9 protein-coding genes are annotated in these 13,866 nt (G+C 32.9%); all 9 read right to left on the bottom strand.

All coding sequences use genetic code 11. The features are described 5' to 3' along the window. Nucleotides 1-244: 244 nt before the first annotated feature. The 9 genes from AC0OM3_RS02735 to argR all read right to left on the bottom strand — a co-directional run bounded on the left by AC0OM3_RS02735 (nt 245) and on the right by argR (nt 13,856). On the bottom strand, nt 245-1,477 hold the full coding sequence (locus tag AC0OM3_RS02735; RefSeq protein ID WP_474211050.1) for a restriction endonuclease subunit S: 1,233 nt from the start codon (nt 1,475-1,477) through the stop codon (nt 245-247). Then, a complete protein-coding gene (locus AC0OM3_RS02730) occupies nt 1,477-3,045 on the bottom strand; it encodes an HsdM family class I SAM-dependent methyltransferase (protein WP_474211049.1) in 1,569 nt (522 codons plus the stop codon). The genes AC0OM3_RS02735 and AC0OM3_RS02730 overlap by 1 nt, the downstream gene beginning before the upstream one ends. An 83-nt stretch (nt 3,046-3,128) precedes the next feature. Beyond that, nucleotides 3,129-6,131, bottom strand: a complete 3,003-nt coding sequence (locus AC0OM3_RS02725; RefSeq protein ID WP_474211048.1) for a type I restriction endonuclease — start codon at nt 6,129-6,131, stop codon at nt 3,129-3,131. A gap of 799 nt (nt 6,132-6,930) precedes the next feature. Next, a complete protein-coding gene (locus AC0OM3_RS02720) occupies nt 6,931-7,647 on the bottom strand; it encodes a hypothetical protein (RefSeq protein WP_474211047.1) in 717 nt (238 codons plus the stop codon). Between the two features lie 126 nt (nt 7,648-7,773). Beyond that, nucleotides 7,774-8,754 carry a tyrosine-type recombinase/integrase gene (locus tag AC0OM3_RS02715; RefSeq protein ID WP_474211046.1) on the bottom strand — a complete coding sequence of 327 codons (981 nt, stop codon included), beginning with the start codon at nt 8,752-8,754 and terminating at the stop codon, nt 7,774-7,776. A 146-nt stretch (nt 8,755-8,900) separates the two neighbouring features. Next, on the bottom strand, nt 8,901-9,695 hold the full coding sequence (gene spo0A, locus AC0OM3_RS02710; protein WP_011110369.1) for a sporulation transcription factor Spo0A: 795 nt from the start codon (nt 9,693-9,695) through the stop codon (nt 8,901-8,903). A 290-nt stretch (nt 9,696-9,985) separates the two neighbouring features. Beyond that, nucleotides 9,986-11,284 carry a SpoIVB peptidase gene (gene spoIVB, locus AC0OM3_RS02705; RefSeq protein WP_002164177.1) on the bottom strand — a complete coding sequence of 433 codons (1,299 nt, stop codon included), beginning with the start codon at nt 11,282-11,284 and terminating at the stop codon, nt 9,986-9,988. A gap of 118 nt (nt 11,285-11,402) precedes the next feature. Further along, nucleotides 11,403-13,142 (bottom strand): DNA repair protein RecN, encoded by a 1,740-nt coding sequence (gene recN, locus AC0OM3_RS02700; RefSeq protein WP_000947761.1) that lies wholly within the window; start codon nt 13,140-13,142, stop codon nt 11,403-11,405. A gap of 264 nt (nt 13,143-13,406) precedes the next feature. After that, nucleotides 13,407-13,856 carry an arginine repressor ArgR gene (argR, locus tag AC0OM3_RS02695; protein WP_001032581.1) on the bottom strand — a complete coding sequence of 150 codons (450 nt, stop codon included), beginning with the start codon at nt 13,854-13,856 and terminating at the stop codon, nt 13,407-13,409. Nucleotides 13,857-13,866 lie beyond the last annotated feature (10 nt).

Here is a 13,866-nt window from a genome sequence, read left to right as displayed (position 1 = left end):
CAACATCCTCTCAATATTATTTATTATGTAATTGAGAAAAAATTGTGTAATTATAATCAGCATAGCCAAAATAATGTTTAATTTATAATAAAAAACCATTTATCCGACTAGATATTTTTTGTATCGAGTCAGATAAATGGGCATTCCAAAAATTTAGCCTAATCATCCAAAAAACAGGTTTCTTTTATTACGATACACATATTAAAATTTATATAGTAAAATAAATTTCAATATGTATAATCTCTTAATTTATCAGCTTCTTAACCAGCAAATTCCGAATCTCAGTAAGAATTTGGTTTTCTTTTTGACAAAGTCTAATCTTTTTCATCATTGGAAACACAAGGTTATGAAATTTCTCTTGAATTGAATACGCCGGGACAAGTGTTTTCACTTTTCTCAGTTCTTCTTGCCTTATTCCGAAAACTGTGCTTCCACTTTGCCGTGCGACAATCTTTTTTAAACCTCTCGGCTGCGATAATTCAAAGTATAAATACGTTGGTAGTACCTCAGAAATTTGAGCCCGAATTGCAAAAAGACGCTGGCTCAAACAATATTCTGTATCAATTAATATGAAGTAAAACTCACCTAAAGGTGCTTCTGATGTCATTAAAATATCACCTTCAACAAGCTTTTCTGACATCCATTTCTCATACAGCTCTCGACTAACTTTTTTTACTTTTTCAGAATTTATTAACTGTCCATTTTTAATATTTTTGGCTGATAAAGCGGTTATTCCTTCGTTACTCCAATCACTGCCCAATTTTTTTGGTGTTTTTCCCCGATGGTCAATTATTGTATCTACAATTTCATCTATTTTTTTGTACTCCCATCCTCTAGGAACCATACTCCCCTCAATTTCGTGCATAACTCCATTATTATATCTATACGGCTTACCATCGCTGTCCGGAAAATTAAAATCCACAAACCATTTATGGAAAAGTATTTTAGAATGTTCTTCCAGCTTAGTAGCGAGACGTACATTTGAAGAGATTTTCTTATCAAATATAGAAATGGATTCAACAATCTTGTTTTGTATGTCCAAAGGGGGTAAATTTATTTCTATATTCCCTATAACATCCGGTGTTATGGAAGGATAAGCTGAAACGCTACTCTCTGCTATCATTTGTAAAAATTTAGTTATTTTCTCTTGTGTTAGATAATAATATAAATAATAGTTGTTGACCAGATTACTTTTGGGAGATAGTACAGCAAAACCGGTTGAAACAATTAGATTATCCTTTGGATTTTCTAAAATACCATAATGAAGTTGGTTCGGCCTAACCGTTGATATCAAAATGTCCCCCTGTCTAACTAACCTCTTAGCTCGACTTGGTAATTCATTTTTATTGTTAAAAACCTGTATTTTATCGATAACATTTCTTGTTATATTTCCCGTATCTAAATATTCATAGGTCTCGAAATTTATATCTAAATTAAGGCTTTGTGAGTTAATTTCACATAAATCTCTAATACGCATTAGGAACCTCTCATCTCCTCAACTATCTTTTCCAATGTTACATCAAGCTTTTTATTTTCTTTAATAATTTCTTTTAATTGATTTGAAAGTTCATTTAATCTCTTGTCAATGTCAAATCCCAATATTTCCTCATTTAATTCAACATATTGACCCGCTTGAATAACATATCCGTTGTCTTTAATATCCTTATTTGAGACAACAACTGAGAATTCTGGTTCTTCTATACGTTTTTTGAAAAAAGACATAATCTTGATTTTCTCATCTTCATTCAAGACAGTTCTTTGACCATCATCAAGCTTAATTTTATCCCCCAGATTTGAAGCATCCATCAACATTACTTTGTCATCCATTTTTGTTTTATTAATAAAGATGATACTTACTGATGTTCCTGTACGAGCAAAAATATTAGAAGGCATATGGATTACACCCTGTAAGATGTTCTCATCAACCAATTTCTCCCTAATTTTTTTGGGAATACCTGAAACAGCTGTAGCAAAACCAGTTGGAACAACAACAGCGGCTTTTCCTTTATCTGAAAGGGAAGTAATAACATGCTGTAAAAAAGTTTCGTACACTGCCATTCCATTTTTATCTTTCTTTGGTATGTTAGGTAATCCAGCAAAAAAACGATTATATTTATCAACTTTAAGATTTTCAATCATATTGCTGAAGTCCATTTTGAATGGAGGATTACTTACTATAAAATCAAACTTTTTAAGTTCGTCTCCATCCCTATGTTCTGGTTTAGTCAATGTATTTCCTTCAATAATATTTTGAAGAGAATGATTTAATTTGTTTAAAATCAAGTTAATTCTTAAGAACTGTGTAGACTTCTGTGAAATATCCTGCGAATAGATAGAACATCTATCAGTTCCTATCTTATTTGCTAGTGCAAGTAGTAATGTTCCTGAACCTGCTGACGGGTCATAAACAGATACATTAGAAACAGGTGTATCGTTATATAAAATTTCTGCCATGATATTACCTGCAAATAAAGGAGTAAAATATTCAGCGTATTTTCCCGAGTCCTTATTATAGTCTTTAATTAAATACTCAAAGACCGTTGAGAAATAATCAAATCCACCATCATAAATGTTTGTGAATGTGTGTTTAGATAGAATGTTAATTGCTCTTTTAGCAAGTTCAAGTTCTTTTCCATCATCACGGATATAAACTGATAATGGTTCAAAAAGCGGCTTTTTCTTACCCGATGTAGTTTCTATGTTATAGATATCCTTATTCATTTCATTTACTTCTACAAAAGCTTTATCAAAGATTTCATGGAAATTTTCTTGATTTTGTTGTTGGAACAGATTATCAATTAAATGTTCTTTTTTCATTTTTGGTGTATCTATCCCTGCAAAATCAACAAACTCATCGAAGGAATCTTCTTTATCTTCTCTATTAGCAAAATCATAAAGTAATTTATCATTTAAGAATTTATAGGTAAACAGCTCACTTATAATTTTATACTCATCTCCAGTATTGGAAAGACCAAGGGCTGTGCTCATTGCCTTTAGTTCGTCAATCATTTCTTTCATTTTATCAAGATATTCTTGTATACTCATTTTTGTATTCCTCTCTCTATAAATCCTACTTTTTAAAACCTATTTTGAAAAACATCTTCCACAAGAAAGAGGAGCCTCTCTTATTACTCTCTTTTAAATTTATCATCTATAAAGAGATGGACAATGTCTTCTACTTGTCTTATGGATAATGAAAACTCTTGTTTTTTAAAGGCCTTTTTAACAGGACTTTTCATCTGATGGAATATGACCTTTTCAGATGGTTGATGTATATGGCCAATTAGTTTGTTTACTTCTAGAGTAATATCTGTAATTATTTGATAGACCATTATATCATTTAAATTCTCGTCATAGTGTTTTAAGATTTTTTTGTGTATTCTCATACATGAATCATCCCCATTATATCTTGAGGTAAGTCCATTATTTTGAGCATTGAGTATTAATATTTCTTGAAGCAAGGCATCCAGTTTTGCTAGGATTTCATTTATTTTTTTAGTATTACTAGCTCCATCCTTAAATAACCATATAATACCCTTGAATTCGTTTTGAAGGTCCAGTAACTTTTCATCATCCTGGTCATTATTAGCAGAAAAAGCATTCTTAATTTTATTAACCCTCTCAAGAATATCATCCTCTGTTGTAAACGCTAAATCCATTTCACCTGTCTTTAAAAATTCGATAATCAATTGCGTAAAATCAAGATTGGTGATATTTTTATTAGGATTCCTCACAGTTCTTTCAAGAACTTTTAAACGGATTTTATTAGAGACTTCAATATTAGCTTTTCTAATACGTTCAATTGGAATATGTGAAATATCCTCATGACTCATTCTTAGCTCATTGTAACATTCCTTATATTCTATTAAATAAGCTTCGATTACTCTTAGTTGTTGCTCACTAAGCGGTTCTATTTGTATTTGAAAGGCTTCTAAATTCCCTTCAATATTTCCCATGTAATTAAAAAGCTTGTTTTCAATACCTTGAATTTTCCTCTTAATTACAGGAATATCAACAAACATTTCTTCCACATCATTGCCATCGTCTTCAATAATATCAGCTCGTAGTTCCTCAAGATATCTCCGGTTGGTTTCTTCATATTCTTCAGTGATATCAACGAAATCAACAACATAACCATATTTCATCTCTTTATACGGTCTATTTACCCTTGCAAGTGTTTGAAGAAGAGAGTGCTCTTTTATTTGCCTTAATAGGTATAAACGTTTCAATCTAGGAGCGTCAAATCCAGTTAATAACATCCTATATACAACAACCCCATCATATTTACTTTCAACTACATTGCCTTTTTCTTTGTTTCTTTTTCCTCTAAACTCTTCTTGTTTATCCTTATTATTCTTCTCATCATGAAGAACCAAAGCAGTCTTCAGAGAACTATTATTTTCAAACCACTCTTGAATTGCCCTTGCTTGCTCAGATGAAGAAGTAACTATCATAGAACCTAGAGACATATCCTGATAAACATCTTTTCGGAAAATATCAAAATCTTCCTCAATATATTGACAAAGTCTCTCAACAAATGCTGGTTCTTTCGTGACAGTTTCCCAATCTTTAGATGGAATACTTTCCCCTTCTTCAATATTTAGCAGGTCTTTTACATCACTTTTAAAATTGGTTGCAATATTCTCTTTCTTAATTTTAAGAGTGTAACCATCAGCAATAGACATATTATAGTAATATTTGTGGATGTATTCACTAAATAAGTCAGTAGTTTTAAAATCTTCTTTAAGAATAGGAGTTCCTGTGAGACCGATAAAAATCCCATTTGGGTCTGAACCCAAAAGATTAGCTAAAAATGTTCCCTTTGGTTTATAGCCCCTATGAACTTCATCTAGGAAGTATATATGTTGAATTTCCTTATCAATTTCTAAATTAACAGTTGAGTCATCGGAAAACTTTTGAATATTAACCACATTCATTGTTTCCACATATCTTCCTTCTTGTGAAGTTGGAGGCACAATAACAGCAGATTTTATATTCTCTTTAAAGGCTTCTTTTGAATTGATGTTGGCAATAGTCATTCCACGACTCGAAAACTCTGTAGAAGCTTGGGTTAATAGGTCTAACCTATCTACCACAAAGTAAAACTTTGTAACAACTTGTTTTTTTTGAAAGTGGTCTCTTAGTACATTGCTCATGAAGTAAGACAATGCCGTTTTCCCTGACCCCTGTGTATGCCATACAACACCTCTTTTTAACCCATTATCCATCTTTCTTATAAGCTCTTTGATAGCAAAATATTGTGGATATCTAATTATGTGTTTTTGCAAACCATCTCGTGGAGAATCGACATACACAATTCCATACCTAAGAAAGAAAATCAGGCGTTCTTTTGTGAAGAGGGATGTAATGAATTTATTAGTATAGGAATTAGAACTTAAATTAGTATTGAATTCCGCAGTCCCTTTAATGGACATACTTCGATTATCTTTTAATACACTATCAATAAAGTTTTCATCAATAAATTCATTAACTGCAATCTCTTGTTCTTCTCTAAAATTATTGTAAGATGTCTTTTCTCCATTTGGTGTTGTATAATAACTTCCCTGTAATTGGACCCGAGAACCATCATTATAAGGCATATTATTTGTAAATCCGAGTACTTGAAATTGATTAAAAAATGGAATGAAATCTTCTATTTTTAATCGAGTTTTCATTCTAGAAAATTCCGCTTGAATACCGTTTTGATTATTTGGTTTTTTAACTTCTATAAATCCCAAAGGAATTCCATTTATAAGAATAGTAATGTCTGGTCGAAATTCTTCACGTTCCCCTCTGAAAGTCAATTCAGTAACTACTCTGAAATCATTATTACAAGGTGTCTTTAAATCTATTAATTTTACTTCGTGAAAACCAATGAGTCTATTGAAAAATGATTGTCCTTTATCTTTATTATTATCTGTTAACGTGGCAATTTCATTAATTAAATCCTTTATAAAGCTATCACTAAATTCTTTTCCATTAATGTCCTCAATAGACTTTTTAAATACGTCAACAAAAATATTATTTCTAACGTCTATTTGAGCATTTCGCTTACTCTGATATTCATACTCCAACCTTTTAAAATGTATAAGGGCAGGTAATTTCACTCTTGAATCTTCATTATGTAACATGGAACTAATCCCCTTTCATGGCACTCAATTTCCTCATCTTCTAATAATGAAAACTATTTCCTGTAAAAAATTACTACAATATATCTATTTTATCAAATATTCAGGACTCCCGTTAAAGTTTTTTGCCAAAAATACATTACTTTAAGCAGAATTTTCATTTTAGAAATGAACCATATATGCCACATCGTTACCGTTAAATTTTCAAGGATTAATTACCTTGCAGTTTGAAAGTTGATATACTTCCACACCTATAATGCTGCTCAAATCTTCCTCATAAAATAAAGTTTTTATTAGAGAAGGATAAACGAATACTCTTTCATAAACAAAGATTGTATCAATTACTTAATTTCGCTTTGTAAATATTTAATTAACTATTTTTAGTTTGCAAGGGGCAAGCATTTGATATTAAACAGATACACGAATTTGATGATAATATGTTTGTTAAAATCACCGCAACTGTACGTGAATAATTTTAAATTTCCTTTGCAATCCTTCCTTAAAAATCATTAAAACACAATATAATAGTATTATGAATAACATCTACAATAATTTCTAACATGTTTTATGTATCCTTTCTGTTTTGATTTACATTACACCACGTATCATTCATTTGGTACGTGGCATTTTTTGTATATACAACATATTTAATTGATATATACATAAATGACCGCATTATACTACTTCTATATATTTTCCATGTATTTGTTGAATAGAAACATTCATTCGTTGAATATCTATCTGCAATCCCTCGGACAGCAAACGGACAGTATTTGAGCAAAAGTTAATAAGTTGTCGAAACCTATACCGTTTCGTGTCCGTTGTCATTCAACCAATTATAAAAGAATTGACTCATAGGATTCTCATATGTTCGTTTTCCATTGCGGAACGATATGTGATTGATTATGTTATTAATCGCCCCACGTATATATGCTCCTATATTACTAATCCTCTTTTTATTCTTCATTTCATCAATTACCTTGGAGAACATTTTCTTACTGATGCCATTTTTTCTTGCATACACATATTCATCATGTATTACATTGTTTTGTATAACGGTATTGTTAACATTATTATTATTGAAAGTTTTTTGTTTATCGTCTTCTGTTTCTTTAGAAACAGTATTTTGGTGTTCAGAAGGATGCTCTAGAGGTTGTTCATGTTGTGGTTCTTCGCATTGTTGCTCAACGATATAAACGTTAGCGGATTGTTGCTCATTTTTTCGTTTCGCCTCATTGATTGATAATAAACCGATTTTCTCCATTAAAGCGAAAAATCTTCGAACAGTTGATAATGATATTTTCATGCTAAAGCGTTGTTCAAACATCTTTTGAAATGTGCCATATGCGATACTGAACACCCCACAACCTTTCTTTGCAAGGTCAGATATTAAATACACACATCGTATCTGTAAATCACTGTATTCCCACAATTCGTGAGCCTTCTGAACGAATAATTTCGCATCATATTCTAATTTCGAATAACGTGTTAATTCTTCTGGCTTACCATTCAATAACATGTTTCATTCTCCTTTTGATTACAAAGGACAATCATGCTAAAATGAACATGACGAGTCCTTCGGGATTTGTTGTGTGAGAACGAGTGGTAGGATGGCCGTCCTATAATCCGCTCGTTTTTTATTTTGTTATCTAACTCTCCATTTCGCTAATGGCGAATGTTCGTGATATTTCCTCGCTATTTCTTCTCGTGTTAAATCCATATATGCCTGTTCCGTAACTTGCACCGATGAATGTCCCAAAATTCGTGATAACGTGAAAATGTCACCGCCATTCATCAAATATTCCCGTGCGAAGTTGTTTCTCAACTGATGAGGATGTACAGACACACCGGTTTTGTCACTGGCTTGTCTTAATTGTTTCTCAAAGGAATGTATCGTCAACTCAGTTCCTTTCGTTGTGGGGGATAATAACTCGGTTTCCGTGTCCCTATCTTTAAATTGCAAATAATGTTTTAATTCACGTGCTAATGTCTGTGAAAAATATACATAACGTTCTTGTCTTGCCTTGGTATGTTTCAGCAAAATCATACGATGTTTGAAGTCTATGTCATCAACTTTAATTGCTAAAGTTTCTCCTATTCGACATCCTGTATCTTGTAGTAGCAAGACGATGACTTTATTTCTATAACCGTGAAATTTTGTATAATCGAACACATCTAACAACTTTTGAAACTCTTGTTTTGTTATTGCCTTTTTTTGTTTACGTTCCGTTTTGATTGTCGATATACCATCTACAGGATTCTTCCGTATCTCACCTTCCTCATGTAACCAATTGAAAAACACTTTTATATTTCGAATGTAATTGTTAATGGTTACGTTACTTACGCTTTTTTTGTAATCCATTCTTTTCTGTGGGTGATTACTATAAATTGACTCTTCTCGACTTACCACCGTATATTTGCCACGGTCCTGAACGTAAGCAATATATTGTCGTATATGTCCCGCTTTTACATAGTTGACTTCCTCAAGGTCTTGTTCATTTTTTAACCATAACAGGAACAATTTTAATGTTTGCTCGTAAGATGAAATTGTTTTCGGTGATAGATTTTTGCTTTGGCAATAAATTAAAAAGTCATTTAAATACCATTCCGTTTCCGATATCTTCATGAAATCACTCCTTTTCACAAATAAAAAATACCCAACGAATAAAAATCATTCATTGGGTATGTATCAAAATATTTATTGGATTGAAATCATGTTTATTGGCTTTTACCAATTACAAGATGAGCGTTACATCTTTGTCGCTACAGCGTTTACGAAGCTTTATGTTCAAGTCTCAACTTATCCGCAACCATTGCGATAAACTCAGAGTTCGTAGGTTTTGCTTTTGACATGGATACTGTATAACCAAATAAGGACGATATAGAATCAATATTCCCACGGCTCCACGCTACTTCAATTGCGTGACGAATTGCGCGCTCCACACGGCTCGCTGTCGTATTATATTTCTTTGCGATATCTGGATACAATACTTTCGTAATCGATCCTAATAATTCGATATCGTTGTATACCATGGAAATCGCTTCTCGTAAATACATATATCCTTTAATATGAGCGGGTACACCAATTTCATGAATGATACTCGTAATACTCGCATCTAAGTTTTTCGGTTTTCCATCTACTGTTGTTGCTGATCGGAATGATGGTAGTGGACGTTTAATCATAGCGTTTGCTTTACCACTCACTTGACGAATATGACTTGTTAAATTCTCCATATCAAATGGTTTTAATATGAAATATGAGGCACCTAAGTCAACAGCTTTTTTCGTCACATCTTCTTGCCCGAATGCCGTCAACATAATTACGCTAGGCTGTTTTAACCTTTCAATATGTCGCATTTTTTCCAATACAGCTAAACCGTCTAAGTGTGGCATAATAATGTCTAAAACGAGTACATCAGGTTGCTTATCTGTTAATAAGTTTAAACACTCTTGACCATTATAAGCAGTACCGATTACTTCCATATCATCTTGAGCGGCTACATAGCTCTCTAACATTGATACTAGTTCTTTATTATCATCCACAAGACATACTTTAATTTTCTCCACAGCTTTTCCTCCCTTACCGAATCGATTCTCCGACATGTGTATCCTTCTAGGCTACATGAATTGTTCGACAATTGTGTGAAAATTCCCTTTTAAAGTTTCTTACTTTCCGATAAAATCACAAAAAAATATGTTTATCGTTCATTTATTCCCTTTCGCAACACATTCCATCATAGAAATACAACGAAACGTTCAACCCTTTCCTTTTATTTTACAACAAAAAACACCTCTTGCGGAGCTTTTACAAAATTTCAACGAATTTTTCAACAGAAAAAGCGAGCTAATAATATATATTAGCTCGCTTTTTTCTCTTGATCATAAATATTAATTCCAGCTTGATGTAACATCCATTCAATATGAACACCATATCCTGATGTTGGATCATTTACAAATACATGTGTAACAGCACCAATTACTTTTCCATTTTGTACAATTGGACTTCCACTCATTCCTTGTACGATACCGCCCGTTTTCGCTAATAGACGTTTATCTGTTACTTTTATTACCATACCCTTTGTAGCTGGGAATTTTTGCTGCACTGTACTAACAACTTCAATATCAAACGCCTCTACTTTATCTTGATTAATAACTGTTAATATTTTTGCTGGTCCTTCTTTTACTTGATGAGATAATGCAATAGGCATTGCTTTATCCATTATACCGTTTTTCATATTCGTCTTTAATTTTCCAAAAATACCATATGGACTATTAATTGTAATATCGCCAATCACTTCACGGTCTGGTGAGAATCTTGCTAATTTCTCTCCTGGATTCCCATGACTACCTCTTTCAATCGATGTAACTGTCGAGCGCATAATTTGTCCATCTTCGACTTGAATCGGCTTTTTCGTATCATTATCAGAAATAACATGACCAAGTGCCCCATATTTCATAGAATCTGGATGAACAAATGTCATCGTTCCAATTCCAGCTGCCGAATCACGGATATACAAGCCAATTCGATAAGACGATTCACCGTTGTCTTTTTGTGGAGTTAGCTTCGTACGAATATATTTTCCATCTCTTAACAATACAAGATTAAGCGGTTCACCTGTTTCTCCACTATTATGAATAAACGGTGCTACATCACTCATTCTTTCAATTGTTTTACCATTAATTTCAGTAATCATATCTCCGATTTGTACACCTGCTGTTTCACCAGGAGATATTTTACCTTTTTCAGTTTGAATTAAATGATGGCCTACAACAAGTACACCTTTTGTATTTAATTTCACACCAATTGATTGTCCACCTGGAATCACTTTAAAATCTTTTAACACTTTCACATTTACTTTTTTCACTGGAAAACCAGCAAGCTGAAATACCATATCAGCTTCACCATTTTGATGAGAATTTACCATAAGTCCTTGTTTTTGTTCATTCGAACTCACTGTAAATACATGACGATTTGTGGATGAAGCTTTGAAAACTGGTAATGATGATATTTCTGATTGTTGTCCTTCAAAAACAACAAGTTGTTTCGGTGATGAAATAAACGTTCGAAGCGGTTTAAAACATCCAATAAAAACTAAAGAAACAAGGAGACAAAGACCTATTATTTTTCGAAATTTTTCTAATTTCAACTTGTTCACTCTCCTCGCTCCTACCCCACATTCAGCCTCTTGGCTTCACTTTTTAATCTCTCCTTGCAATGCTTTATTTATAACCGGAAGAATTAAGAAATCTTCATTTGAGAAAAAAAGCTATCCATTACTGGATAGCCTCTGCTGTCTGTTTAAAATGATGCGCTTGCGTAAGTAATTCTTTCGCATGCTCTGTCGTTAAATCTGTAATTTCCACACCAGAAATCATTCGAGCTATTTCTGTTACTTTATCCTCCATAGTTAAAACAGTAACCGAAGTAATTGTCCGATCATTCGCTACTTGTTTTCGAATAAATAAATGCGAATCCGCCATTGAAGCTACTTGAGGTAAGTGCGTAATACAAAGTACTTGCGAGTTTACTGATACTCGATAAATTTTTTCTGCAATAGCCTGTGCGACCCGGCCACTTACACCCGTATCCACTTCATCAAAAATAACAGATGCAACCCCTTGATGCTTAGAAAAAATGCTTTTTAAAGCTAAAATGATACGAGATAACTCTCCTCCAGAAGCAACCTTTGAAAGTGGTTTTAGCGGCTCTCCTGGGTTCGTTGAAATATAAAATTCCACATGATCGTAACCGTCCGCCGTAAGTCTTACCGGTGCACCTTCCACAAGGGGCTCTTCTGCATTTCCTTCTCTCTTCATAATTCTCACTTCAAATTTCGTTTTTTCCATATATAATTCTTTTAATTCCTGATGAATTGCATTTGTAAGATGTTCTGCAAGCTCATGACGCATATTACTTAACAACGTTGCTTCTTTCAGAATAACACTTTCTAATTCCTTCAACTGTTTCTTCGTCGTTTCAATATGAACGTCTTTATTTTCAATCGTAAAAATTTCCTTTTCAATTTTATCAGCATACGCTAAAATCTCTTCTACAGTATTTCCATATTTTCTCTTTAGCATACGAATTTCATTCAAACGTGTTTCGATTTCATCTAAACGATTTGGATCATATTCCATCATATCGAGCTTTTCTCTCAGTTGATAGGCAACCTCTTCTAATAAGTAATAACTATTTGCAATTGAATCATGATTCTCTTGATACACTTCATCTAAATGTGTAATACTTTCCATTTGCCCCATTGCACTTCTTACATTATCTAATCCTTGTCCGTCGGCACTTAACGAACGATATGCATCACCTAACGCTTTATAAATCTTTTCAAAATTAGAAATTTGTAATCGTTCCTCAGTTAATTCATTTTCTTCATCCAGCTTTAAATCCGCCTTGCGAATTTCTTCATGCTGAAACTGAATTAAATCTAAGCGATGTGCCATTTGTTGTTCATTTTCACTTAACGATTTCAATTGTTTTTTTAATTTTTCATAGTCAGCGTATACGTTTTGATATATATCTAATTGTTTAACGATTCGATCCCCATCAAAATGATCAAGCATAAACAGATGTCGTTCTTCATTCATTAAATCTTGCGTTTCATGCTGTCCATGAATATCAACAAGTGTTTTCCCAATTTCTTTTAATATGCTAAGTGTAACAAGCTTCCCATTTACACGACATACACTCTTCCCGTTCGCAGCAATATCACGCTTTAAAATAATCATGCCATCTTCTATTTCTATATCTAACTCTTCTGCCTTTTCAATACATGGATGCTTCTCATCTTCAACATAAAATAACCCTTCAATCTCAGCCTTTTCTGTTCCATATCGAACAAATTCTGCTGACCCACGGCCACCTACAAGTAAACTAATTGCATCAATAATAATCGATTTTCCGGCCCCTGTTTCACCGCTTAAAACCGTTAAACCTTTTTGAAAAGAAATATTTAATGCTTCAATAATAGCAAAGTTTCTAATCGATAATTCCGATAACAATGCCCCATTCACCTCGTTATAAAATAATCCCTTACTAAAGGATTTTCTCAGTTCTTCATTCAAATAATCATGCTATATATTTGTATGTATATACTCTTCTAACCCGCTTCATTGTACCAAACATTTGTTTTACGGGTCAATCCATCTATTTTTTAACTTTATACACACAAAATATTATATTACAATTGAAAATTCATATTTTTAAACAATAAAAATATCTTGTTCACTTTCCACTTTATGATGGAAAGCAAACAAGATTTTTTGTTACAACATATTTAAGAAACGATCAGAGACAACACCTGTATCTTCAGGTGTACGGCAAATAATTAAGCAAGTATCATCACCACAGATGGTTCCGATGATCTCATCCCACTCTAAATGATCAATAAGTGCTCCAAGTGAATGAGCGTTACCAGGCAATGTTTTTAGCACAAGCATATGTCCTGCCGTGTCTAATTTTACAAATGAATCCACTAGATTTCGTTTTAATTTTTGTAACGGGTTAAATCGTTGATCTGCTGGCAAGCTATATTTATAGCGCCCATCATGTAATGGCACCTTCACTAAGTGCAATTCTTTAATATCGCGCGATACTGTTGCTTGCGTTACATTAAATCCCTCATTACGTAAAATATCAACTAATTCATCTTGTGTTTCAATTTCTTTGTTTGCAATAATTTCCCTGATTTTAATATGGCGCTGACCTTTATTCATACATTTGCAC

The organism is Bacillus sp. FAU20 (assembly GCF_056033865.1).
Note: the sequence above shows the minus strand (reverse complement) of the source record. Positions and strands in the feature narration are given on the sequence as shown.